This is a genomic window from Paenibacillus camerounensis (assembly GCF_000723885.1).
GTDB classification, from domain to species: Bacteria; Bacillota; Bacilli; order Paenibacillales; family Paenibacillaceae; genus Paenibacillus_AQ; species Paenibacillus_AQ camerounensis.
The window spans coordinates 59,576-85,568 of sequence record NZ_CCDG010000044.1 but is presented as its reverse complement, the minus strand read 5'-3'; the positions used below and the strand labels follow the sequence as shown (position 1 = coordinate 85,568).

Annotated in this window: 21 protein-coding genes and 1 riboswitch; of the genes, 18 read left to right on the top strand and 3 right to left on the bottom strand. The window is 51.3% G+C overall.

The features are described 5' to 3' along the window. Nucleotides 1–253 precede the first annotated feature (253 nt). The 10 genes from BN3772_RS17330 to BN3772_RS17290 all read left to right on the top strand — a co-directional run bounded on the left by BN3772_RS17330 (nt 254) and on the right by BN3772_RS17290 (nt 14,197). Nucleotides 254–535, top strand: coding sequence for a CD3324 family protein (locus tag BN3772_RS17330; protein WP_039876272.1), 282 nt, complete (start codon nt 254–256; stop codon nt 533–535). Between the two features lie 132 nt (nt 536–667). Continuing rightward, nucleotides 668–1,972: a replication-associated recombination protein A gene (locus BN3772_RS17325; RefSeq protein WP_042201001.1), complete on the top strand. Its 1,305-nt coding sequence runs from the start codon at nt 668–670 to the stop codon at nt 1,970–1,972. 35 nt (nt 1,973–2,007) lie between these two features. Further along, a complete protein-coding gene (locus BN3772_RS30700; protein ID WP_157643612.1) occupies nt 2,008–2,160 on the top strand; it encodes a hypothetical protein in 153 nt (50 codons plus the stop codon). A 223-nt stretch (nt 2,161–2,383) separates the two neighbouring features. Beyond that, nucleotides 2,384–5,116, top strand: a complete 2,733-nt coding sequence (locus BN3772_RS17320; RefSeq protein WP_086074630.1) for a glycoside hydrolase family 9 protein — start codon at nt 2,384–2,386, stop codon at nt 5,114–5,116. A gap of 28 nt (nt 5,117–5,144) precedes the next feature. Continuing rightward, nucleotides 5,145–8,132, top strand: a complete 2,988-nt coding sequence (locus tag BN3772_RS17315) for a glycoside hydrolase family 48 protein (RefSeq protein ID WP_042201000.1) — start codon at nt 5,145–5,147, stop codon at nt 8,130–8,132. A 354-nt stretch (nt 8,133–8,486) separates the two neighbouring features. Beyond that, the gene (locus tag BN3772_RS17310; RefSeq protein WP_042200999.1) at nt 8,487–9,503 is read left to right on the top strand and encodes an ABC transporter ATP-binding protein; all 1,017 of its coding nucleotides are present in this window, start codon (nt 8,487–8,489) and stop codon (nt 9,501–9,503) included. After that, nucleotides 9,490–10,425 carry an ABC transporter ATP-binding protein gene (locus BN3772_RS17305; protein WP_042200997.1) on the top strand — a complete coding sequence of 312 codons (936 nt, stop codon included), beginning with the start codon at nt 9,490–9,492 and terminating at the stop codon, nt 10,423–10,425. Before BN3772_RS17310 ends, BN3772_RS17305 begins: the two co-directional genes overlap by 14 nt. Before the next feature lie 5 nt (nt 10,426–10,430). Beyond that, entirely contained in the window at nt 10,431–11,393 is a 963-nt protein-coding gene (gene opp4B, locus BN3772_RS17300) for an oligopeptide ABC transporter permease (protein ID WP_042200996.1), read from the top strand. Between the two features lie 30 nt (nt 11,394–11,423). Beyond that, a complete protein-coding gene (locus BN3772_RS17295) occupies nt 11,424–12,329 on the top strand; it encodes an ABC transporter permease (RefSeq protein WP_042200995.1) in 906 nt (301 codons plus the stop codon). A 23-nt stretch (nt 12,330–12,352) separates the two neighbouring features. Then, nucleotides 12,353–14,197: an oligopeptide ABC transporter substrate-binding protein gene (locus BN3772_RS17290; protein WP_042200994.1), complete on the top strand. Its 1,845-nt coding sequence runs from the start codon at nt 12,353–12,355 to the stop codon at nt 14,195–14,197. A gap of 124 nt (nt 14,198–14,321) precedes the next feature. Here BN3772_RS17290 and mnmA read toward each other — a convergent pair whose 3' ends face one another. Next, complete coding sequence (gene mnmA, locus BN3772_RS17285; RefSeq protein ID WP_042200993.1) at nt 14,322–15,449, bottom strand: tRNA 2-thiouridine(34) synthase MnmA; 1,128 nt, start codon at nt 15,447–15,449, stop codon at nt 14,322–14,324. A gap of 323 nt (nt 15,450–15,772) precedes the next feature. Between mnmA and cymR the strand changes: the two genes are divergently transcribed. Together cymR and BN3772_RS17275 are read left to right on the top strand one after the other, a co-directional pair. Next, entirely contained in the window at nt 15,773–16,192 is a 420-nt protein-coding gene (gene cymR / locus BN3772_RS17280) for a cysteine metabolism transcriptional regulator CymR (protein ID WP_042179583.1), read from the top strand. A gap of 76 nt (nt 16,193–16,268) precedes the next feature. Then, nucleotides 16,269–16,329: riboswitch (Fluoride riboswitch) on the top strand. 115 nt (nt 16,330–16,444) lie between these two features. After that, entirely contained in the window at nt 16,445–17,740 is a 1,296-nt protein-coding gene (locus tag BN3772_RS17275) for a voltage-gated chloride channel family protein (RefSeq protein WP_042200991.1), read from the top strand. 272 nt (nt 17,741–18,012) lie between these two features. On the opposite strand, the gene BN3772_RS17270 is transcribed toward BN3772_RS17275, so the two are convergent. Next, nucleotides 18,013–18,198: a hypothetical protein gene (locus BN3772_RS17270; RefSeq protein WP_042179574.1), complete on the bottom strand. Its 186-nt coding sequence runs from the start codon at nt 18,196–18,198 to the stop codon at nt 18,013–18,015. Between the two features lie 241 nt (nt 18,199–18,439). After that, a complete protein-coding gene (locus BN3772_RS17265; RefSeq protein ID WP_042200990.1) occupies nt 18,440–19,108 on the bottom strand; it encodes an SOS response-associated peptidase in 669 nt (222 codons plus the stop codon). A gap of 95 nt (nt 19,109–19,203) precedes the next feature. On the opposite strand from BN3772_RS17265, the gene BN3772_RS17260 reads away from it, so the two are divergent. The 6 genes from BN3772_RS17260 (at nt 19,204) to leuS (ending at nt 25,977) form a co-directional block, all read left to right on the top strand. Further along, nucleotides 19,204–19,674, top strand: a complete 471-nt coding sequence (locus BN3772_RS17260; RefSeq protein ID WP_042200989.1) for a 2-thiouracil desulfurase family protein — start codon at nt 19,204–19,206, stop codon at nt 19,672–19,674. Nucleotides 19,675–19,865: 191 nt separating this feature from the next. Next, nucleotides 19,866–21,011, top strand: coding sequence for a cysteine desulfurase family protein (locus BN3772_RS17255; RefSeq protein WP_042200987.1), 1,146 nt, complete (start codon nt 19,866–19,868; stop codon nt 21,009–21,011). A 56-nt stretch (nt 21,012–21,067) separates the two neighbouring features. Then, nucleotides 21,068–21,589: a PRC-barrel domain-containing protein gene (locus tag BN3772_RS17250; protein ID WP_042200986.1), complete on the top strand. Its 522-nt coding sequence runs from the start codon at nt 21,068–21,070 to the stop codon at nt 21,587–21,589. A 14-nt stretch (nt 21,590–21,603) separates the two neighbouring features. Beyond that, nucleotides 21,604–21,813, top strand: coding sequence for a hypothetical protein (locus tag BN3772_RS17245; RefSeq protein WP_042179559.1), 210 nt, complete (start codon nt 21,604–21,606; stop codon nt 21,811–21,813). Nucleotides 21,814–22,052: 239 nt separating this feature from the next. Continuing rightward, the gene (locus tag BN3772_RS17235; RefSeq protein WP_042200983.1) at nt 22,053–23,120 is read left to right on the top strand and encodes an AI-2E family transporter; all 1,068 of its coding nucleotides are present in this window, start codon (nt 22,053–22,055) and stop codon (nt 23,118–23,120) included. Between the two features lie 406 nt (nt 23,121–23,526). Then, nucleotides 23,527–25,977 (top strand): leucine--tRNA ligase, encoded by a 2,451-nt coding sequence (gene leuS / locus BN3772_RS17230; RefSeq protein ID WP_042201037.1) that lies wholly within the window; start codon nt 23,527–23,529, stop codon nt 25,975–25,977. Nucleotides 25,978–25,993 lie beyond the last annotated feature (16 nt).

Genomic DNA, 25,993 nt, shown 5'->3' with positions numbered 1-25,993 from the left:
AATCCTGTTTACGGGGAGGCCGCAAGGCCTCCCTACTTACAACACCTGACAGCGGTGCAGGTGTACCCCTCAGAGGGGAACTGGAAATAAAAATGAGAACGAATGTAGACGCTAACCATAGGGTTTTATATAATGAACTTACGGTATTTACCAAATATGAGCTGAAGAAAGGAGGCAGGTGCAATGATTATTACTTTAGATGCGGCAATTGACGGACACAAAGGGACACACCTGTTGAAGGAGGAAACACAACGTGAGTTATGTAAATGGGAAGGATGTGCTCCCCCCGGGCCTGCTCGAAGAGCTTCAGGGATACATTCAAGGTGAATTGCTCTACATCCCGAAGAAGACGGAGCAACGGGTAAGATGGGGTGAGAACAGCGGCTCGAGGCAGGAGATTGCCAGCCGGAATAAGGAGATTTTCTGCAGTCACAGCAGCGGCTGCTCGGTGAACGAGCTGCAGAAGAGATACCACCTCTCGGAGGAAAGCATCCGCAAAATTATTTCAAAAATGCGGCTGGCGATGAACCGCTAGCCTGAAATTTGAACAAAGAGCATGACGCCCGCTTAGTGCAGCGAGGTCATGCTCTTTCTATGTTTTGTGGTATGATAGGGAGAAGTATTCAGGTGCGGCTAGCCTGAAAGTTAACAGCAAGGAAGTGGATTTATGGACTTATTCTCACTCGGAGACAATACCGGAGGCGGCCGGCTGCTGGCAGACCGTATGCGTCCGCAGAGTCTTGATGAATATATCGGCCAAGAGCACATCATCGGGCCGGGCAGGCTGCTGCGCAGGGCGATCCAGGCCGATCAGGTCTCGTCGGTTCTCTTATATGGCCCCCCGGGCTGCGGCAAAACGACGCTCGCCCACATCATTTCTAATCATACGCAAGGCGAATTCGTGCGGCTGAATGCGGTTGAAGCCTCGGTCAAGGATGTGCGCGAGGTCATCGAGCGGGCCCAGAGCAACAAGGCGCTGTACGGCACGAAGACAATCCTGTTTCTGGACGAGGTGCACCGCTTTAACAGCTCGCGTCAGGATGCGCTGCTGCCGGCTGTCGAGAAGGGCACGATTATTTTTATCGGCGCAACGACAGAGAATCCGTTCCATTATGTGAACGGGGCCCTGATGAGCCGTTCTACACTGTTCCAGCTGGAATCGCTGACCAGCGGACACAGCATGCAGGCCATGCAGCGGGCGCTCGCTGATGAGCAGCGCGGGCTTGGCTTTATGCGGCTGCAGGCTGACGAAGATGCGCTGCTGCATATTGCAGCGATGGCGAACGGTGATATCCGGCGGGCGCTCAATGCACTGGAGCTGGCGGCGATGACTACGGCGCCGGAGCCGGACGGCAGCGTGCACATCACACTGGCTGTGGCGGAGGAGTCTATCCGCCGGCCGATTGTCAAGGCGGACGAGTCTACCCAATACGATGTGCTGTCCGCCTTTCATAAGAGCATCCGCGGCTCCAGCGACGCCGCGCTGTTCTGGTTCTTATATGCCGTGGAGAAGCTCGGGATGGACCCGATGACCTTCATTCGCCGGCTGATTGCCGCCTGCAGCGAGGATATCGGCCTGGCGAACCCGCAGGCCATGGTCCAGGCGGTCAGTGCGCTGGACGCCTACCGCAATAACGGCTGGCCGGAGGCGCGGCTTAATGTAACACAGGCAATTCTGTTTGCGGTGGAAAGTCCAAAGTCCGATGCGGTAGTTACGGCTATTGCAAAGGTTATGGATACCATTGAAGAGCTCAAATCCGCTGAGGTACCGCTTCATCTGCGCGATACCCACTATAAAGGCGCGGTAAAGCTCGGACACGAGGGCTATCAGTACCCGCATCATTTCCCCGGCCATTATGTCCGGCAGGAATACCTGCCGAAGCCAATTGCCGGCAAGGTGTTCTATGAGGCCACCGAGCAGGGTAATGAAGCAAAGATCCGCCATAATCAGGGACTGCGGCGCGGGCAATAAGAAGGAGATCATTCCTTGCTTCCGCCGGAGAATAGATGAATGAGGTGAAAACCGCTGTTTGGCTACAGGAAGCTGGTATTCCTTTGGCACAAGCAGCGGTTTTTTTTGAAAGACAGGGAAGTCCATTTGAATTCAGCAGCGGTCCGCATGATTTGCGTATAATTACAAAAGTTTCTAAAATTTTCTAAAATACTACTATAGTCACATAGAAAGACGTCCGTATTTATGGTATATATTTACATAGAAAGAAAAACATCCTAAGATTTTCTCCAAGAAGAGCAGGTTGAAAGAGAGGTGGAAGACTTCTTCTGACAATTTATTCGCTGTAATGGATGGTCCATCTGGGGAGGCGCTATGCAGATATGCTATTGAACAGAAGCGAAAATATGAATTGGAGGGAGCAGGGCTAAGATGGGCAAAGGGATCAGGAAAGGCTGGGCGTTATCCTTGAGCTTTATGTTAGCGGTTACATTAACCGGAATTGCCGTTCATCCGGCTGTGGGAACAGCGGCGGCAACCGACTATAATTATGCAGAAGCACTACAGAAATCTATTTATTTTTACGAAACGCAGCGTTCCGGCGAGCTGCCGGAGAACAACCGTGTAGAGTGGCGGGGAGACTCCGGGCTTCTGGATGGTGCTGATGTCGGTCATGATCTGACCGGCGGCTGGTATGATGCCGGAGATCATGTAAAGTTTGGATTTCCTATGGCCTATACGGCAACGATGTTGGCATGGTCGGTTTACGAGTACAAGGACGGCTATACACAAGCTGGTCAACTGGAGGAAATCCTGGATAATATCCGCTGGGCGACCGACTACTTCATGAAGGCGCATACCGCTCCGAATGAGCTGTGGGGGCAGGTTGGCAACGGGACGGCGGATCATAATTGGTGGGGAGCGGCAGAGGTGATGCAGATGCAGCGTCCTTCCTACAAAATTGACGCTGCTCATCCCGGCTCTGATCTGGCAGCAGAAACCGCTGCAGCACTGGCCTCGGCCTCGATCATCTTCAGGGATTCGGATGCCGCGTATGCGGACGAACTGCTGCTGCACGCAAGACAGCTCTATACGTTTGCGGATACCTACCGCGGCTCCTATTCGGACAGCATTACCGATGCCAAGCAGTATTACAATTCATGGAGCGGCTATGCCGACGAATTGAGCTGGGGCGGGGTCTGGCTGTATCTGGCGACCGGTGAGCAGACCTATCTGGACAAGGCCGTGGCCGCCAGCAATCTATGGGGCACGAATCAGTCAGGGCAATGGGGCTATCAGTGGACACAGTCCTGGGATGACAAGCATTACGGAGCACAGCTGCTGCTGTCGCGGATAACCGGGGACGCGAAGTTCATTCAATCCACCGAACGCAACATGCAGTACTGGACAACCGGCGTCAACGGTACAGGCGACCGCGTAGCATACACCCCCGGCGGACTTGCACATCTTGATCAGTGGGGAGCACTGAGATATGCGGCCAACCATGCTTTTCTGGCATTTGTCTACGCAGATTGGGTCAGCGACCCTATTAAAGCGGAGCAGGCACGCACATTTGCTGAACGGCAGATTACCTACATGCTGGGCGACAACCCGCGCAGCAGCAGCTATGTAATCGGCTTTGGCGATAATGCGCCTGAGCATCCGCATCACCGAACTTCCCATGGCTCATGGAGTGACAGCCAGTCGACTCCGGCTAATCACCGTCATATCCTTTATGGCGCTTTGGTAGGAGGACCTTCCAAGACGGATGCCTATACTGATACCATCAGCGATTATGTCTCCAATGAAGTTGCAACCGATTACAATGCAGCATTCACAGGAGCCTTAGCCAAAATGATGACACTGCACGGGCAGGGACAGCAGCCGCTTTCCTCCTTTCCGGCAGCTGAAACACCGGAGGATGAAATGTTTGTTGAGGCCTCTGTGAATGCCAGCGGAAGCAATTTTGTGGAAATCCGTGCGGTTATTAACAATCGTTCCGGCTGGCCTGCCCGGGCCAGTAAATCAATGTCATTCAATTACTACCTGGATCTTAGTGAAGCAGCAGCAGCCGGGTATGGACCTGGGGACATTACGGTTACAGCTGGCGGATATAATCAGGGGGCAACGGTATCTGCACTCCTTCCGTACGATGAGGCGAATCATATTTATTACACCAAGGTGGATTTTACCGGAACTCTGATTTATCCGGGAGGCCAATCCGCTTACCGCAAGGAAGTTCAGTTCCGGATTGCCGGACCGCTGAATACGGCGTTCTGGAATAATTCGAATGACTTCTCTTATCAGGGAATAGCGGGCGCAGGAGCTTTACCGGTAAAAATGGTGAATATTCCGGTATTTGATGCAGGAGTCCATGTATTTGGCGAAATACCGCCCGGAGGCGGTCAGCCGGGTGAACCGCAGGTGCCGGCACGTCCTTCGAATGTTGCAGCTACGGCCGGGAATGCCAGCGTCAGCCTGTCCTGGAATCCGGTCGGCAGTGCAACCGGATACGTAATTAAGCGGGCAGAGGTAAATGGGGGACCGTATACTGCTATTGCTAATGTGGCAGGAGGCACCTACACAGACAGCAGTGTGGTTAACGGAACGACTTATTATTACGTAATTACTGCATCTAACAATGTAGGAGAGAGTGTGTCATCTCTTCAAGTCAGTGCTACACCGCAGAATGTACCGCCTCCGGCAACCGGTGATTTGCGGGTGGAGTACCGTAACAACGATACGAATACCGGAGACGGGCAGATGCGTCCGCAATTGCGTATCGTGAACACGGGCACTACAGCAGTGCCGCTGAGCGGGCTGAAGCTCCGCTACTATTTCACCGTTGACGGGGACATGCCCCAGCAATTTCATTGTGATTATGCGGTGGTTGGGAGCGGTAATGTGAACGGAACGTTTGTCAAGCTGGAGCCGTCCAAGAGCGGGGCGGATTCTTATCTGGAAATATCTTTTGCTGCGGGTGCGGGAAGTATTGCTGCCGGAGGCAACAGCGGAGAAATTCAGGCACGTACCAATAAGACGGACTGGAGCAGCTATAACGAAAGTGATGATTATTCCTACAGCGGTACACAGCAAGCTTTTGCTGAATGGAGCAAGGTGACATTATACCATGACGGAGCACTTGTCTGGGGATTAGAACCATAATTTATCTAAGAGAGGAAGCTTGCCTACAATGGTGAAATTGAGCTTATGTAAAAAGCCTATTTCCTTTATCATGTCCTCGATTCTGTTTCTCTCCCTTGTCAGCGGTCTGATTACCGTGGGTCCTCAAACCGTCAAAGCCGCTTCGGCGGAAGAGACACGGTTTCTGCAATTGTACGCCCAGCTGAAGGATCCGGTTAACGGGTACTTCTCAGCTGAGGGTATCCCCTACCATGCAGTAGAGACGCTGATGAGCGAAGCACCCGATTACGGGCATATGACGACCTCGGAAGCCTACAGCTACTGGATGTGGCTCGAAGTTCTGTATGGCTACCATACCGGGGACTGGGGCAATCTGGAAGAAGCCTGGGACAATATGGAGAAGTATATTATCCCGGTAAATGAAGGCGATGGCGTGCAGGAGCAGCCGACAATGAGCTTTTACAATCCGAACAGCCCGGCCACATATGCCTCTGAATATGCCCAACCGGATCAGTATCCCAGCCTGCTTAGCGGCAAATACGCGGCAGGCAAGGACCCGCTTGATGCCGAGCTTAAGGCGGCTTACGGCAACAATCAGACCTACCTGATGCATTGGCTGGTGGACGTGGACAACTGGTACGGATTCGGTAACCTGCTCAATCCGTCCCATACTGCTGCCTATGTAAATACTTTTCAGCGGGGCGAGCAGGAATCGGTGTGGGAAGCAGTCCCTCATCCATCCCAGGACAACAAAGCATTCGGTAAAACGAATGAAGGCTTCATGAGCCTGTTCACCAAAGAGAGCAGCGTGCCTTCCGCCCAGTGGCGCTACACCAATGCCACTGATGCTGATGCGCGGGCTGTGCAGGCGATGTACTGGGCCAAGGAGCTCGGCTACAACAATACCGTTTATCTGAATAAGGCTAAGAAGATGGGCGATTATCTCCGGTATGGCATGTACGATAAATATTTCCAGAAGGTTGGCAGCGCCGCTGACGGAACTCCCGAAGCGGGAACCGGCAAGGACTCGAACCAGTACCTGCTCGCCTGGTACACAGCCTGGGGCGGCGGACTCGGCTCAACCGGGAACTGGGCCTGGAGAATCGGTGCCAGCCATGCGCATCAGGGCTATCAGAATGTAGTTGCCGCCTATGCGCTTTCTGATCCGGATGGAGGACTTGTTCCGTCCTCGGCCACGGCCGGACAGGATTGGAGCAATTCGCTGAAGCGCCAGCTGGAATTCTATACCTGGCTGCAATCTGCCGAAGGTGCAATCGCCGGCGGTGCAACCAACAGCTATGACGGCGCTTATAAAGCTTATCCTGCCGGTACGAGCACTTTCTACGGCATGGCCTATGATGATGCTCCGGTCTATCATGATCCCCCGTCCAACAACTGGTTCGGGATGCAGGCATGGAGCGTTGAGCGCGTAGCAGAGCTGTATTATATTCTTGCTTCAAGCGGAGATACTTCCTCTGAGAACTTCCAGATGGCCAAACAGGTTATCGAGAACTGGGTGGACTGGTCTTCGGATTATGCTTTTGCCGGAAGCAGACCGGTGACAGATGCAGAGGGGTATTATCTGGACAGTGCGGGCAACCGCATTCTCGGCGGAGACAATCCGCAGGTAGCTACAGTGGCTGCTCCGGGAGAGTTCTGGATTCCCGGAAATGTGGAGTGGACGGGCCAGCCGGATACTTGGACAAGCTTCGCGGGCAGCGACGGCAACAGTAATTTAAAGGCCGTTACGAAGAACCCCAGCCAGGATACCGGTGTGCTTGGCAGTTATATTAAGGCGCTTACCTTCTTTGCAGCCGGTACTCAGGCTGAGCACGGCAGCTATACCGCCCTTGGAGGGCAGGCGCAGCAGCTGGCTAAATCCCTGCTGGATGCTGCCTGGGGCTATAACGACGGTGTAGGTATTGCGACAACGGAGAGCCGCGGCGATTATTTCCGTTACTTCACCAAGGAAGTCTATTTCCCAAGCGGCTGGACAGGGACGTTCGGACAGGGTAATACGATTCCGGGCAGTGCTACAGTACCTTCTGACCCTGCCAAGGGTGGAAGCGGAGTCTATGCCAGCTATACAGATATCCGTCCGGATATTGTAAATGATCCCGATTGGCAGTATCTGCAGGATAAATACAATACCTCTTACAACACCGTTACCAAGCAATGGGATAACGGAGCACCCGAATTTACCTACCACCGTTTCTGGTCGCAGGTAGATATGGCAACAGCCTATGCCGAATATGACCGGCTGATTAACAAAAGTAACGGACCGGTAGAGCCGGCAGCTCCCAAAGCTCCGTCCAAGCCTAATGCGGCTGCAGGTGACAACAGCGCTCTGCTCAGCTGGAATAAGGTAAACGGTGCGGACAGCTATACTGTGAAACGTGCGGTTACGAGCGGAGGCCCCTACACGAATGTGGCTACGGTTACGCAGGCTACTTACAGTGACAGTACTGTAGTGAACGGAACGACTTATTATTACGTCATCAGTGCATCTAATAGTGTCGGAACAAGCCCGGATTCTGCGGAGGTAAGCGTCAAGCCGGTAGCGGTACCTATTCCGGCCGTAGGAGATCTGGTGGTACAGTACAAGACCAGTGATACGAATCCGGGGGATAGCCAGTTCCGGCCGCAACTGCGGATCGTGAACAACGGAACAACTTCGGTGGCGCTCAAGGATGTGAAGCTGCGCTATTACTATACGATCGACGGCGAGAAAGACCAGCAGTTCAATGTGGATTATGCGACACTGGGCGGAAGCAATGTGCTCGGAAGTTTTGTTAAGCTAACTCCTGCGGCAACGGGAGCGGATTATTATGTGGAAATATCTTTTACAGCAGGTGCGGGAAGCCTGGCTCCTGGAGCCAACACCGGGGAAATCCAGCTCCGCATCAATAAAACCGACTGGAGCAATTATAACGAGGCTGGCGACTATTCATATGATCCGTCCAAAACCTCGTTTACAGACTGGGAACGCGTGCCGCTGTACTTGAACGATACACTGGCATGGGGGCTGGAGCCTTAATGCTGTCTAAGTCTTAGAACCAAAAGCCGCAGGTGCCGGTACATTCGGGCTTGCGGCTTTTCCTCTCATGATCATCTTTCTCGTTATGATGCTACGCAAAATAAATGCAAATAGTGACAAATACCTCTATTTAAGAGTCGTATTTTGTCGTATTTGTCATATTAATTAACATGACAATATTTTTTTATAGAAAAAAGATTGATAATTTACCATGAGTCAATTAGAATAAACTCTAACATTCAGGGATTGCTTCCATAATAATCCTAAATCTTAATCTACAGTTCTTTGGTGGGGTTACTGTATGTAACATAAATGTCCCGTCCAACTAAAAATCCTGGTGTTAGGGTGATGAATTTGAGTGAAGACTTACTTCGAATTGAGAATTTAACGACATCCTTCAGAATTGCAGATCATTATTACGCTGCAGTTGACGATGTGACGCTCACGGTGAAGAAGAATGAGATTCTGGCTATCGTAGGAGAGTCGGGGTCGGGCAAGAGCGCCCTTGCTTTCTCTATTATGGGGCTGCACACAAAAGCAAGAATTGAAGGGAAAGTAAATTACAAAGGACAGGATATTGTCCAAATGTCCCCCGGCATGCTGAATAAGGTCCGCGGCAAGGAAATGTCGATGATCTTCCAGGACCCTTTGGCTGCATTGAATCCGCTGATGATTATAGGCAGCCAGATCGATGAAGTCCTGCTGCTTCATGATACCGGCCTCTCCAAGAAACAGAGAAAAGAAAAGGTGCTTGATCTGTTGACCAAAGTGGGCATCCCCCGCCCTGAACATACATACCATCAATACCCTTATGAACTATCCGGCGGTATGCGCCAGCGCGTTATCATCGCTATCGCGATTGCAAACGGCCCGCAGCTGCTGCTTGCCGACGAACCTACAACGGCATTGGATGTGACCATTCAACTGCAGATTCTTGAGCTGATCAAAAAGCTTAAGGAGGATATGCAGGCAGGCATTATCCTTATCACCCATGATCTCGGGGTTGTTAGTGAAATGGCTGACCGTGTGGCCGTTATGTACGCAGGCCAAATCGTGGAGATTGCCGATATTTACACACTGACCTCTAATCCGCAGCATCCGTACACAAGATCCCTGTTCAACTCCATTCCTACTGTAAAAGAAGTAAAGTCAAGGCTGCACGTTATACAGGGGATTGTACCTTCGCTTAAGAATCTGCCGCGCACCGGCTGCCGCTTTGCTGGGAGAACGCCTTGGATTGATGCTTCTGCGCATGAGGAGAATCCGCAGCTTCACGAAATTGCTCCGGGCCACTTTGTCCGCTGCACCTGCTACAGACATTTTCATTTCCCGGATAGCACGGAGGAGGTAGGCACCGATGGCATTGCTTGAAGTTAAAGACCTGCAGGTTCACTTTCCGATTAGGGGCGGGCTGTTCAGCCGTCAGGTTGGCGAGGTTAAGGCGGTTGACCGTGTCAACCTTGCAATTGAGGCCGGCCAGACCTATGGTCTTGTCGGTGAATCCGGTTCAGGCAAAACAACAACCGGCCGCGCTATTATCGGCCTTAATCAGATCACAGGCGGCAGCATTCTGTTCGAAGGTGCAGATCTGGCTTCCAAAGGTGCACGCAAGCAGAACAATGTCCGCCGCGATGTGCAAATGATCTTTCAGGATCCGTACTCCTCACTCAATCCAAAGAAACGCGTATTGGATATTATCGCCGAGCCGCTGCGCAATTTCGAGAAGCTGTCCCCGCAGGAGGAAATGCGGAAGGCACAGGAGCTGCTGGAGCAGGTCGGACTTAGTGCGGACAATGTGCTTAAATATCCGCATGAATTCTCCGGCGGCCAGCGCCAGCGTATCGGAATAGCCCGGGCTATTGCCTTGAAGCCCAAGCTGATTATTGCCGACGAGCCTGTCTCGGCACTTGATGTATCGGTTCAGGCGCAGGTGCTGAACTTCCTGCGGGATATACAGAAGGAGCTGAATTTGACGTATTTGTTCATCAGCCACGATCTCGGTATCATCCGGCATATGTGCGACCGCATCGGCATTATGTACAAGGGGCGCCATGTTGAGGAAGGGACCCCTGAGGATATTTTTGACAATCCCCGGCATATTTATACCAAGCGTCTCATCGCCGCAATTCCGGACATCGATCCTCTACAGCGTGAGGTACGGAATGTTTTCCGCCGGTCCGTAAGTGAAGAGTACGACAACGCCTACCGGAGCCACTTTGACCAGGACGGCCTGGCTTACCCGTTACGATCCATTTCCGATACCCATATGGTGGCTATGCCCGAGAAAGGTTGAGACGTATGTGGAAGATTATTGTACGAAGATTGTTAATTATGATTCCCCAGGTATTTCTGCTGAGTATTCTCGTATTTCTGATGGCCAAAGCTATGCCGGGCGATGCACTTACCGGGATGCTTGATCCGAATATTGATCCGGCGGCGATTGAGGCAATGCGGGAAAGGCTGGGTCTGAATGATCCCTGGCACATCCAATACTGGAACTGGATCAGCAATGCTGTCCAAGGCGATCTGGGCCAGTCCTTCAACTTCAAAATGCCGGTGACCGAGCTGATCGGCCAGCGGATGATGAACACCCTGTGGCTGTCGCTGGCTACACTGATTCTTACATATCTGATTGCTATCCCGCTTGGCATTCTCAGCGGACGCTTCAATGATACATGGGGTGACCGCCTGATTACCGGCTATACCTATATCGGATTCGCTGCTCCCCTGTTTATTGTAGCGCTTGTAATGCTCTGGATGTTCGGCTTCTATTTCTCCTGGTTTCCGACCGGGGGAAGCGTATCGCCAGGTGCGGTTCCCGGAAGCTTCAGCTATGTGCTCGATAAAATCTATCATTTGCTGCTGCCGGCCTTATCTATCGCTTTAATTACGACTGTAGGTACGGTCCAGTATCTGCGCAACGAGATTATTGATACGAAGCAGAAGGATTTCATTCTTACCGCCAGAGCAAAGGGAGCTTCAGAATCGCGGGTGTATAACCGCCACATTCTGCGCAACTCACTGCTGCCGATAGCCGCCTTTTTCGGTTATGAGCTGACAGGACTCATCGGAGGAACCATCTTTGTAGAGAGCATCTTCAGTTATCCCGGCATGGGACAGCTGTTCCTGGGCTCGATCGTCATCCGCGATTTCACCGTGGTGACAGCGATAGTGCTGCTGTATGGGATTGCTACTATCATCGGTTCCCTGCTGTCTGACATCATATTAAGCATCGTTGATCCGCGCATCCGGATTAAATAAGGATCAGAACCTATACTGAGGTGAAATGAAATGGCAAAATCAAGCGCTGAGCTCCCGCTCCCGCACAATATCGAAAAAAGCCCGTCAGGCTGGAGCATTATCTGGCGGGAAATTTTTAGAGATAAGCTGGCACTGACTTCCCTGATCTTTCTGGCTCTGGTCTTTCTCGGAGTGTTCGGGACTGCCCTATTCCTCAACCAGCAGGAGATTGTAAAGGTTGATCTGTTCTCTCTATATAAAAAGCCTTCTGCAGAATTCTGGCTGGGTACCGATTACGGCGGCCGTGATGTATTCGGACAGCTTATTATCGGCACACGCAACTCGCTGAGCATTGGTATTATGGTCACCCTGATGACCGGGGTTATCGGAATTACAATCGGACTGGTTTCCGGATACTTCGGCGGCCTTATTGATAATCTGTTCATGCGTCTGGTTGACTTTTTCATGATTCTGCCGATGCTGATGATGGTCATTGCTTTTGTAACGGCCGTTCCGAAATATAACACACTAACCTTTTCGCTCATTATGACAGCATTCCTGTGGATGGGGATCGCCAGGCTGATCCGTTCCAAGACATTGCAGGAGAAAGAGCTTGAATATGTTCAGGCTTCCCGCACACTCGGTTCTTCCCATCTTAAGATTATCTTTAAGCAGGTGATGCCGAATCTCAGTTCGATTATCATCGTAACGATGACGCTGAATCTTGCAGCTAACATCGGGCTTGAGTCGGGGTTATCCTTCCTTGGCTTCGGGTTTCCCGAAAGTACACCGAGTCTGGGTACGCTTGTCAGCTATGCCCGCAACCCGCAGACTCTGCAGTCCAGATGGTGGATCTGGTTACCCGCATCACTGCTGATCCTGGTGTTGATGTTGAGTATAAATAATGTCGGTCAGGCGCTGAAGCGTGCGACGGACGCAAGACAAAGAAAAGGATAAATATAAGGGAGGAAGAAACAAGTATGACAAAAAGAAAAACCGCAAAGACCATGCTGGTCAGCCTGATGCTGGTCCTGTCGCTCGCAGTAACTGCCTGCGGCTCCGGCAACAATGAGGCTGCTGAGCCATCAGCAACCACTGCCGCTACAGATGCTGCTGCTACTACCGCTCCTACAACTGCACCTGCATCAGAGGACGGGCTGTACAACATTGCAGATTTCAGTAATGTTAAGACGAATCAGGGTGAAGCGCTTGAAGGCGGAACACTTAATTATGGCCTTGTATCTGATACTCCTTTTGAAGGAACGCTGAACTTTAACTTCTACTCCGGGAATCCGGATTCCAAGGTTCTTGAATGGTTTGACGAAGGCCTGCTGACTTGGGATAAAGACTATGTGTACACCAATGATGGCGCGGCTACCTATGAGGTTTCCGAAGACGGACGCACGTTCACCTTCACGATCCGCGACAATGTAAACTGGCATGACGGCAAGCCGGTTACGGCTGAGGATTGGCTGTTTGCCCATGAAGTCATTGGTAACCCGGCTTATGACGGTCCGCGTTACGGCTCCGATTTTACTAACATTGAGGGAATGGAAGCATACCACGACGGAACAGCAAAGACCATTTCCGGAATCAAGGTACTTAATGAGAAGCAGCTGGAAATTACTTATATTAAATCAACTCCTTCGCTGCTGACAGGAAGTATCTGGACTTATCCGCTGGCTAAGCATATCTTCGGAGCTATGGATGTTGCCAAGATCTCTGCTTCCCCTGAGGTCCGTCAGAAGCCAATCGGCTTCGGTCCGTTTAAAGTGGAAAGCATTGTACCGGGTGAATCTGTTGTCTATGTTAAGAATGAAGATTACTGGCGCGGTGCTCCTAAGCTGGATAAGGTTGTGTTGAAGGTTGTTCCTCCAACTACAGTTGTGCAGGAGCTTAAAGCTGGAAACATCGATCTGGTCGACAGCTTCCCGATTGACCAGTTCCCTGATAACTCGGGTCTGTCTAACGTAGAATATCTTGGTGCAGTTGACCGCGCTTATACGTATGTCGGCTTCAAGCTTGGTAAATGGGACGCAGCCAAAAGTGTAGTTGCACCTGATCCAAATGCCAAAATGGGAAATGTGGCACTGCGTAAAGCAATGTGGCAGGCGGTTGATAATGATGCTGTCGGCAAAAACTTTTACCATGGCCTGCGCTGGAATGCAACAACACTGATTCCCCCGTCCCATCCTGAATTCCATGATGACAGCAATCCTGGTATGCCTTATGATCCGGAAGCAGCAAAGAAGACACTTGAGGATGCAGGCTTCAAAATGAACGGTGAATTCCGGACTAATCCAGACGGTACTCCGCTGACTATCAATTTCATTTCTATGACCGGTTCGGATATTGCTGAGCCGCTGGCCCAATATTATGTGCAATCCTGGAAAGCAATCGGCCTGAATGTCACGCTGGAAATGGTGGAGTTCAATACATTCTATGACCGTGTAGGCAGTAATGGTGAAGATGATCCTTCGGTTGACGTCTACCAGGGTGCTTGGACCGTGGGGATCGACGTTGATCCGCAGGGACTCTACGGCCGCGATGCTATTTATAACTTCCCGCGTTATGCGAATGAAGAGAGTGACCGTCTGATGGCAGAGGGTGTATCTGAAGAGGCATTTGATGTAGAGAAACGTAAAGAGATCTACAAAGAATGGCAGGCGCTGATGGTTGAAGAAATTCCTGTGTTCCCAACCCTGTACCGCGCTGCGCTTGTACCGGTTAACAACCGTGTCCTGAACTACGCTATCGGTGATGGAACCGGAATCTATCTTAATGAACTTGCCGTATCCGCTGATAAAGGGATTGCAGCAAAATAATTCATTGCAGCAGTAAGTTATTTCGAGCAGGTTCAATAACAAAAATCCCTTCGGCATATGCCAAAGGGATTTTTGTGCGCTTGCTGATATGCAGCTTATGCAGACTGTGGCTGTAGTGCAGGGATCACCCCTGATGCTGCGGCACAACCTTCTGCGCTGCTTCAATCGTTCCGCCGCCCAGACACTGCTCGCCCTGGTAGAATACAACTGCCTGCCCTGGAGTGATAGCTTTCTGCGGCACATCAAACCGAACATCCAGGCTGCCGTCTTCCCGTGCAGTCAATGTAACACCCTGGTCGGGCTGGCGGTAGCGGAATTTGGCTGTGCACTTCAGCGGTGCATCACCAGGCGCTAGTACCTGTCCGTCAATCCAGTTGATGCCCGAAGCCATCAGGCTGGTGGAGTACAGGCTGTGGTGCTTGTCTCCCTGTACAACATACAGAATATTCTTCTCAAGGTCCTTATCGGCAACGAACCAGGGCTCACCGTTGCCGGAGCCTCCGATTCCCAGTCCCTGCCGCTGTCCCAATGTGTAGTACATGAGGCCGTCATGCCGGCCCTTAACTTCGCCGGTGGCAATATCGACCATATCGCCGGACTGCGCCGGCAGATACTGGCTGAGGAATTCGCGGAAGTTACGTTCGCCGATGAAGCAGACGCCGGTGCTGTCTTTTTTCTTGGCAGTATACAGGCCGGCTTCTTCAGCAATTCTCCGCACTTCCGGCTTCGGCAGATGGCCGATCGGGAACATGGCCTTCGACAGCTGGCTCTGGTTCAGCGCGTTCAGGAAATAGGTCTGATCCTTATTGTTGTCTACGCCGCGCAGCAGCTTGAACAAGCCGTCTTCTTCAACTACACGCGCGTAGTGGCCGGTTGCCACATAATCCGCACCGAGCTGGAGCGCCTTGTTGAGGAATTCCCCGAACTTGATCTCCCTGTTGCACATGACATCCGGGTTAGGTGTCCGGCCAGCCTTATATTCATCAAGGAAATAGGAAAAAACTTTATCGAAGTATTCCTTTTCAAAATTAACGGTATAGTAAGGAATATCAATCTGCTCACACACACGGCGCACATCCTCAGCGTCGGTCTCGGCAGTACATACTCCGAATTCGTCGGTATCATCCCAGTTTTTCATAAAGATGCCGATGACGTCATAGCCCTGCTGTTTGAGCAGAAGCGCCGTAACGGAGGAATCGACTCCCCCGGACATGCCGACGACGACACGTGTATCCTGTTTAGCCTTTGTCATTCCAATCACCATTTTCTATGCACAAAATACCGGTTATCTTAACTGAACACCCGGCTCATTTCGTATTATAACATACCTGTCTACCCTAAAACTGCCTGCGGACAGAGGAATTTGGTACAGAAACAGCGGAGATTTTGACAATTTGTCCACCACTGGCGAACATTCCGCCAAAAAAATGACTTTTACGCTGCAAATGTGTCCGCAGATATGATAACATAAGCATAGAGCAAACATCGGAATACGTTGATATGACATTTCTCATAATGTCTTCTTAGCTTATTGTGAACTACAACTGCAGCAATTAAACCGAAAGAGGTGCCCCTTTGAAAATATCAACAAAAGGACGTTACGGATTAACCATTATGATGGAGCTTGCCCTGAAATTCGGCGAGGGCCCAACCTCCCTGAAAAGCATTGCCGAGAAAAACGGCCTGTCCGAGCATTATCTGGAGCAGCTGATTGCACCGCTGCGCAATGCCGGACTGGTAAAGAGCATCCGCGGAGCCTACGGCGGATATATTCTGTCCCGTGATTCAGCTACCATCACCGCCGGAGATATTATCCGGGTGCTGGAGGGGCCGATCTCACCGGTCGATTTCACAGAAGAGGACGACCCGGCCAAACGCAACCTGTGGCTGCGTATCCGTGACAGCATCGCAGACGTGCTTGATTCGACTACATTGTCTGACCTGATTAATTATAAAGAAGAGAGTAAAGCTGATAATTACATGTTTTACATCTAAAACCTGGACTTTAGCCGGAACACCGGCAGCTCTTTACCATTGACGTTTCTCCAGCAAAATATTAAAATAGTTCTGCGATGATAAGGGCGATGGAGTTCGCCATTAACTGCCGAGAGGCTAATGACTCCTACCAGCGAAGCATATTCCTGGTAGGAGTCTGTTTTTTTATGTACAACTTTATATAAGACTTTATTTACAGCTTAATATGAAGGGAAGAACGGCATGGATCGGTGGAGACAAAGAGGGGCTATCATGTTAGAAAAATGTTGGTTTGCCGCAGCCTGGGGCACACTGCTGAAATGGATCGTACTCGGCAGCGCAGTAGGGGTGCTTGCCGGAACGGCGTCTGCTTTTTTTCTGAAGAGTCTGGACTACGTAACCGGAGTGAGGGTGGCCAATCCGTGGCTGCTGTTCCTGCTTCCGCTTGGTGGAGCGCTGGTCAGCTATCTGTATTCCAGGTACGGGGGCAGCAGTTCAAAGGGGAATAATCTGATTCTGGAGCAGATTCAGACGGACAGTGAGACTGTTCCGCTGAGAATGGCGCCGCTGGTCTTATTTGGAACACTGGTGACCCATTTGTTCGGCGGCTCTGCGGGACGGGAGGGTACAGCTGTGCAGATGGGCGGGAGCCTGGCGGACTGGCTCGGGAGAATGCTCAGAGTGAAGCCTGTTGACCGGAGGATTTTGCTGATATGCGGAATCAGCGGCGGGTTTGGTTCTATTTTCGGAACACCTTTGGCCGGAACGGTATTTGGTCTTGAAGTGCTTGCTATCGGACTGATCAGCCATGAAGCGCTCATTCCTGCTTTTGTAGCCAGCTTTGCCGGCAATCTTACTGCAACTTCTCTTTGGGGTGTTACCCATTTGCATTATCCGATTGGGGAGATTCCTGCTCTTTCCTTAATGGTGCTGCTCAAGGTAGTACTGGCCTCCGTCCTGTTCGGGCTGGCAAGCGTACTGTTCAGTGAATTGACACATGCACTAAAAAAGGGGTACACCTGCCTGTTCCGTAATCCTGTTCTGAAAAGCGCCGCCGGCGGTATTGTGATCATTATTCTGGTATATGCTCTGGGAACAAGAGATTATCTCGGGCTGGGGCTGCCTCTGATTGAAGATTCGTTTACCGGGGAGGTCAAGCCGTTTGCTTTTCTGGGTAAGCTGGTCTTTACTTCATTGACGCTTGGAGCCGGCTTTCAGGGCGGGGAGGTTACTCCTTTATTTGCAATTGGTGCCACATTGGGGCATTCGTTGGCAGGGCTGCTGCACCTCTACGGCCCTTTTCTGGCTGCGCTCGGGTTCATCGCTGTGTTTTGCGGTGCCGCCAATACGCCAATTGCCTGCTTTCTGATGGGCATTGAATTATTTGGGGGAGACGGGGCGGTATACTTCTTTATTGCCTGTCTTGTGAGTTATTTATTCTCAGGACATACGGGAATTTACACTTCCCAGCAGATCGGTATTTCCAAAAGTCCGCTCTGGTCCTTTTCGCAGGGGACAACATTAGCCAAAGCAAGGCAGCACAAAAAGAAGAACGGCAGCCCCTTGTGAATACCCGCATCAATATTTATCCTTGGCTTCTCAATAGGGAATTTACCGTCTTCTTACCTGTACGTGACATTCCGGAAACAAACCGCTGCTAAACTATGAATATCCCCAAAAGTATGTAACGTTCGTTCATGTCCCTCTTGAAGCCCTGCCGTTGCCGGCGGGGTTTTTTTTGTCTGGTCAAAGCTCGGGAGGAGATGCATGGGTCGCATAAGGCGGGATTATTAGGAGGAAGGATGTAAGGGGTTATGGCTGCAGAGATGCAGGATCCGGGATTATAATCTTTTGTATCGTTTAATGGTCCAGAACGGCAGCGTTAACAGACCCGCGTCTGTCTTGAACTCGAAGGAGTTTGCTGTGTGGCCTTTTTCGCCTGTGCCTTTGTACGTTTCACCGCTAATCAGATGAATTTCAAGCAGAGCTCCTTCAGAGATCGCCTGTTGAAGTTTTGAATTTTGCAAAATAAGGTCTCCTTACTATACGCTGTTTGAAAAAAATACTATGAGTTTTATTAAACCAACGCTTTGCTGTTTACTCGCGAAAAATGATATTTGACAAATTTGTAATGTTTCTGCTGACAGGGTATCAGATTGTACATGACCAGTAAGTCATAATGGTATCTATGTAGTTTAGTGCATAATGCGTAAAAATTGAAACTCTCCAAAAGAGCACTGCCTGGAAAATTATGCAGCCGGTATACGCTCAGGCTTCCTTAACAAGCTCCGAGTAATCATTCCGTACATTGCCTACTGCCGCGGATACGGGGTAAGCCGTCATTTGAGCAGCATCGTAAGGCTTAAGCAGCCGAAGCAGGGAAGGGATATCCTTATTGCTGCGGTCAAGCCAAAACGCTTCAGCCCCGGGTTCAAGAATAACCGGCATCCTATTGTGAATGTCAGCCATCAGACTGTTCGCTTCGGTCGTTATAATGGTGCAGGTGCTGAGCCGGTTGCCGTCAGCATCGATCCGTATATCATACAATCCTGCCAGTGAAAAAATACTGCGGTCCCGCAAAGTAATCCGCATCGGCTGCTTGCCGTCCTGAAGCTGCTTCCATTCATAGAAGCCGTCTACAGGAATGATGCAGCGCCGCGAAGGAAGCAGTCCTTTAAAGGCAGGTTTCTCCAGCAGTGTCTCAGCGCGCGCATTGATCATCTTGCTGCCGGTACGGTCATCTTTAGCCCATGAAGGGACCAGTCCCCAGCGGAGCTCGCCCAGCCTGTTGCGCCTGCCGTCATGAATAACTGCAGGAATCTGCTGTACCGGTGCGGCATTATACTTGGGCGAGTAGTTAATCAGCGGGCTACCCTCTATGAAATAACGCAGCATCAATTCGTCCAGGGTTACAGTAATGGTATATCTTCCGCACATGTCCGGTCTGCCTCCTATTTACGCCAAAACTATTTGTTATTATAATTCATGCTGTATGTGTACGTGAAGTGCAGATAAGAGAAGGAGGAAATACTGTGATAATGGTAAGCTCCTGTCTGGCAGGAATGAAAGTCCGGTATAATGGTACAGATTGTCTGGAAAAGAGTCTGAAGACGCTTTTTGACGGCGGACAGGCGGTTGCAGTCTGCCCCGAGCTGCTGGGCGGGTTCGCAACGCCGCGGGAACCGGCCGAAATTGTCGGCGGGACTGGCAGGGATGTGCTGGACGGCAGAGCCAGGGTAATAGACCGCTCAGGAAAAGAGGTTACTGCTATGTATCTGGAGGGAGCCCGGATAACTCTGGATACTGCGCTCCAATTCGGCGTGTCCACCGTAGTGCTCAAGTCAAATAGCCCATCCTGCGGAAGTGCCATGATCTATAACGGTGAATTTACAGGTGTAAAAATCCCCGGTGAGGGTGTTACCGCCGCCCTGCTGCGGAGAAACGGTATTGAGGTTATTTCCGAGCAGGAGCTTGCGGACAGGCTGGAAGATTTAGGGCTCTAAAATAAGCTTTTAAATACTATTAGCGAACCCATATATTTCTATACAATAAACCAGTATTTTCAGGGGATATGCCCTTTGATACATGTTACAATATTGTGTTCTTTACCGGGTGGTAAAAGACCGCATTCAGCAGTATAATCTAGAAGCCTTAAGAAATCCTGAATTCTAATATAAGAAGCGGAGAAAACAGTATGAAATCCATCTATTTGGACCACGCCGCCTCAACGCCGGTTCATCCGGAGGTGGCCAAGGTCATATACCATATACTGACTGAAGAATACGGCAACGCGTCCAGCGTGCATCATTCCGGACGCTCCGCCAAAAGAATTGTTAACGGCGCGCGCGATACGATCGCGGGCTTTTTGGGCTGTGCGCCGGATGAATGGGTGTTTACCAGCGGAGGCACGGAAAGTGATAACCTCGCCCTACTGGGGGCTGCGGCTGCCACAGCGCACAAAGGAAAACATATCATTACTACTGCTATTGAGCATCATGCGGTCCTGCATACCTGCGAGCAACTGGAGCGGCAGGGCTACTCCATCACCTATCTTCCGGCAGATTCCACGGGAAGGGTGTCGGCTTCGGATGTTGAGGCGGCCCTGAGGGAAGACACGGTACTAATTAGTGTGATGTTTGCCAATAATGAGGTAGGAACGGTTCAGCCGATTGAGGAAATCGGCAGGCTGGCGGCTGAACGGGGAGTCCTGCTCCACGTTGATGCTGTACAAGCCCTCGGCATGGTGCCGTTTACGCTGTGTGAGCTGCCGGTGGATTACATGAGCTTCACCGCCCACAAAATCAACGGTCCGCAGGGTATCGGCGGCCTGTATGTGCGGCGCGGGGCGCCGCTGCATCCAAGGCAGCACGGAGGCCTGCAGGAGCGCGGCAGGCGGGCCGGTACCGAAAGCCTGGCAGGTGCGGCCGGCTTTGCCAAGGCGGTTGAGCTGGCGGTGCAGGGGCTTGAGGAGCGCCGGGAGAAGGCGCTGCAGCTGCGCAGCACACTGCTCGGTGAGCTGGACAAGCGGATTGGACAAGACGGCTATACGGTTAACGGTAATCCGCAGCATTTTTTGCCGGGCATACTGAATATCAGCTTCCCCGGGGCAGGGACAGATGTGATGCTGATGAACCTGGATATGGAACAGATTGCCGCTGCGAGCGGGTCGGCCTGTACCTCCGGTTCACTGGAAATCTCACATGTTCTGCAGGCTATGAAACTTCCTTCAGAACTTTTGAACTCAGCGATTCGATTTAGCTCTGGTTTGGGTAATACTAAGGAAGAAATGGATTACGTTGCCCAAAAAGTTGAAACCATTCTGAAACGGCTGCGTAAATAGGGCTAGGGTTTGCTTCAGCTCAACGCTGTTTTGGTACATAATAGGAGGCCTTGGCATTGAAACTTCAGGATTTGATCGGCCTCACTGTATATGAAGTTGAAGAAGGTAACGAAGTCGGCAAGCTTGTCGATTGTACACTGGATTCAAACTGGAATATTACGGGTATTGAACTGGAAAGCAAATCATTTTTTTCCAGTCATGTGAAAGTTGTGGCATGGGAAGATATTGTCGCTTATGGCGAAGATGCTGTCATGATTCGCAGTAAAGAGTCGATTATTAAGGCCGACACTGACCATATACCATATACTTTTCTTTTGGGAAAGAACAAACTGAAGGATCTGCAGGTCCTGACTACATCAGGAAGTAATCTTGGGCGAATATCCGATGTTTATTTTGACCAGAAGTTGGGAAATACAATAGTAGCGCTGGAAATCAGTGACGGGCTTGTAACGGATTTGATCGAAGGCCGCAAATGGCTGCCTTGTTCTGAAGAGATGTCCATTGGGGAGAATGCCGTACTGGTTCCCGCGATGAGCGAAGAACGGCTACAGAAAGCCATTAATATTGTTAACGGATAGGTGGAATGTATGATATGAAGTGTCCAAACTGCAACTCCAAGGATATCGGCAAGATTGGTTCACACCAGTTCTATTGCTGGGGCTGTTTTATTGAACTAACGGTCAATGGTGAAAAAATGTCGGTTTATCAGGTTGAAGAAGACGGCACGCTCAGTTCGCTTGACGATCTGTTCTCAGGCGAAGAAATTGCTCAGGATTTCCCGCAAATCCACGCATCCTCCTGATTTTACGTTCTTCCTGTGCTTTGAGCAGCGGGTACGTATGAAGAGCTTATTAAGCGTCAATTTCCTTTCAGCATACGGAATGCTGAGGGTTTTTGGCGCTTTTTTTCATAGTCTGCATATCTTCGTTTTGACTGGAGCGGCGGTTATTTTTATCTCCGTATACATATACTTATCTACGAAGCCTGTCCGGATATTGGCGGGCTTCTTCATGTGGGATGTGTACTAAGGAGGTGTTGATCTTGGAGCAATGGTCGCAGAGCAAGTGGTTCCGCTGGATGACTGGTGTGCTGCTTGGGCTGATTATCCTATATTTTGTCTGGCTGCTCCGTCCGATGCTGCACGGGATTTTTATATTTTTAAAAGCCATTCTAGCTCCGTTTCTGGCTGCCATGATTATATCTTATGTGCTCAATCCGGTGGTCAGTATGCTGGCCGGACGAAAAATGCCGCGCAGTGTCGCGGTGCTGCTGATCTATACCGTATTCCTGACCACACTCGTTGTTATCGCCATCAACCTGATTCCGATGTTCATCGAGCAGCTTGAGGAACTGAATGAGCATCTGCCGGAAATGACCCTGCATGCCCAGGGGCTGATGCGCAGCATGAATACGAAGCTGATTCCGCCGGGGGTGGAGACAGGGATGAACAACTGGTTTTTTCAGCTGGAGAACCGGCTGGCCGGCGGAATTTCCCATTTTCTCGATAATATCGGAACGACAATCGGTCTGCTGTTCAATGCTTTTATCGTACCGTTCCTGGTGTTCTATATTCTAAAAGACTTCGACGTGTTTGAACGGACGATGGTATCCTGTCTGCCCCGCTCCCGCCGCAGGTCGATTGTGAAGCTGCTGAAGGATATCGATGATGCGCTCGGGAATTACATCCGCGGCCAGATTCTGGTCTGCCTGATTATCGGTGTGCTGGCATATATAGGCTATGTGATCGTAGGAATGCCTTACGCCCTTCTGTTTGCCTGCGTAGTGGCTGTGTTTAACATTGTGCCGTATATGGGCCCGTTTCTCGGGGCTGCGCCCGCCATTGTCATGGCAACGACGATCTCGCTGCGGCTGGTGCTGCTGGTAGCGGTTGTAAATACGCTGTGTCAGATGCTGGAGAGCAATGTGATATCTCCGCAGGTGGTGGGCCGGAGGCTGCATCTGCATCCGCTGCTGATTATTTTTGCCCTGCTGGTCGGCGGAGAGGTGGCCGGTATGATCGGATTAATTCTTGCAGTGCCTGTTTTTGCCGCCGGAAAGGTGGTTATTCAGCACCTCTTTACCTATTATATCCGCCGGAAGGCGGCATAGGCGGCAAAAACGTTGACTATCGACAAGAAAGTTGTATATAATATTGTGTAATATTACGATTAGCATTACGAAATAGCTGTCGATGATGAGGAGTATTAGTTCGCAGAACGTTAGCTCAGAGAGCCGGTGTACAGGTGCAAGCCGGTTAACGGAGCGGATGAACTCACCTCGGAGTAATGGCGCAAGCCGCAGGCTTCTGCAACAATTGCAGATCCGCGGGTGAACCGCCGTCGCCTCACCCCCGGTAAAGGGTGTCAAAGTGAGTGGCAGACATAGCATGTCCGGCCGCTAACTAGGGTGGTACCACGGGAATTCAGACCTCTCGTCCCTAGCGTTAATACGCTGGGGATGGGAGGTTTTTTTGTTTGAAAAGTACAGCAGCTGTAACTCCAAGGAGGAGAACAAGATGAGTGAGAACCAGACAACTACGGTGGCCGGAGCCGGCTACCGCGCCCAGACCATTGAGCCGAAATGGCAAAAGTTCTGGGATGAGAACAAGACCTTCAAGACAGGTGAAGATGCGGATAAACCGAAATTCTACGCGCTGGATATGTTCCCGTATCCATCAGGTGCGGGCCTGCATGTAGGGCATCCTGAAGGCTACACAGCAACCGATATTATCTCCCGTTACAAACGGATGCGCGGTTATAATGTGCTTCATCCGATGGGCTGGGATGCCTTTGGCCTTCCGGCTGAGCAGTACGCTATGGATACCGGGCAGCACCCGCGTGACATCACCTTCAAGAATATTGACAATTTCCGCCGCCAGATCAAGTCATTGGGTTTCTCCTATGACTGGGACCGCGAGATCAGCACCACCGATCCGGAATACTATAAATGGACCCAGTGGATCTTCATCCAGCTGTATAACCGCGGTCTGGCTTATGTAGCTGAGGTATCGGTGAACTGGTGTGAGGCGCTGGGAACGGTACTGGCAAATGAAGAGGTTATCGACGGCAAAAGCGAGCGCGGTAACCATCCTGTTGTCCGCAGACCGATGCGCCAGTGGATTCTGAAAATTACCGAGTATGCAGAGCGCCTGCTCGAGGACCTGGATGAGCTGGACTGGGAAGAGAGCATCAAGGATATGCAGCGCAACTGGATCGGCAAATCGACCGGTGCGGAAGTCAACTTTGCGGTCGACGGCCATGATGCAAGCCTGGAAGTGTTCACCACCCGCCCGGATACACTGTTCGGCGCAAGCTACTGTGTACTGGCACCGGAGCATAAGCTGGTGGATGTAATTACCACGGAAGCACAGGCTGCGGCCGTAGCGGAATACCGTGACAAAGCAGCCCGCAAGAGCGATCTGGAGCGTACGGATCTGGCAAAAGAGAAGAGCGGCGTATTCACCGGGGCTTATGCTATTAATCCGGTTAACGGTGCCAAGGTGCCTGTGTGGATTGCTGATTATGTACTTGCCGGTTATGGAACCGGGGCGATTATGGCTGTTCCGGGCCATGACACCCGTGACTGGGAATTCGCGAAGCAGTTCGGCCTCGAAATCATTGAAGTGGTGCAGGGCGGCAATATCCAGGAAGAAGCATTCAGCGGCGACGGCCCGCATGTGAACTCTGATTTCCTGAACGGCCTGGACAATAAGGAAGCTATGGCTAAGATGATCTCATGGCTGGAAGAACAGGGCAGCGGCAAGGGCAAGGTAACCTACCGCCTGCGCGACTGGCTGTTCAGCCGCCAGCGCTACTGGGGCGAGCCAATTCCGATTCTCCATCTGGAGGACGGCACAATGAAGACTGTGCCTGTGGACCAGCTGCCGCTGATGCTGCCGGATGTAGATGCCATCAAGCCTTCAGGCACAGGTGAATCCCCGCTGGCTAATGTTACCGAATGGGTGGAAACTGTTGATCCGGAGACCGGCATGAAGGCACGCCGCGAGACCAACACGATGCCGCAATGGGCCGGCAGCTGCTGGTACTACCTGCGGTATATCGATCCGCATAATGATAAAGAGCTGTGTTCGCCTGAGCTGCAGAAAGAGTGGCTGCCGGTTGACCTGTACATCGGCGGTGCCGAGCATGCGGTGCTTCATCTGCTGTATGCCCGCTTCTGGCACAAGGTGCTGTACGATATCGGTGTAGTGGACACCAAAGAACCGTTCCACAAGCTGGTGAATCAGGGCATGATCCTGGGCAACAACAATGAGAAAATGAGTAAATCGCGCGGCAACGTTATTAACCCTGACGAAATCGTCGAGGCTTATGGTGCGGATACCCTGCGTGTGTATGAAATGTTCATGGGACCGCTGGAAGCCACCAAGCCCTGGAATGAAAAAGGTGTGGAAGGCGTTCACCGCTTCCTGTCCCGTGTATGGCGCCTGTTCGTCAATGAAGACGGCAGCCTGAGCAGCAAAATTACACCGGATGGCGGAAGCGACGAGTTCAAACGGACCTGGCACAAGACGCTGAAAAAGGTTGGGGAGGACTTCGAAGGCTTGCGCTTTAACACAGCGATCAGCCAGCTGATGATCTTCACCAACGATGCGTATAAGCAGGATACCTTGTCCAAAGAAGCGGCAGAGCACTTCGTGCAGATGCTGGCGCCGCTGGCACCGCATATTGCTGAAGAGCTGTGGCAGCTGCTGGGTCACGAGGGAAGCATCAGCTATGTGCCTTGGCCGTCTTATGAAGAAGCCTGGACGGTGGATGCCGAAGTGGAAATTGTTGTACAGGTGAACGGCAAGATTGTACAGCGCGCACTGGTAGCTGCAGAGATGGGCAAGCAGGAGATGGAAGAGCATGCACTGGCTCTGCCGAACGTGCAGTCTGCTGTTGAAGGCAAAACCGTCCGCAAAATTATTGCGGTGCCGGGCAAGCTTGTAAATATTGTAGTGGGTTAAGCGAAGAACGCAACTC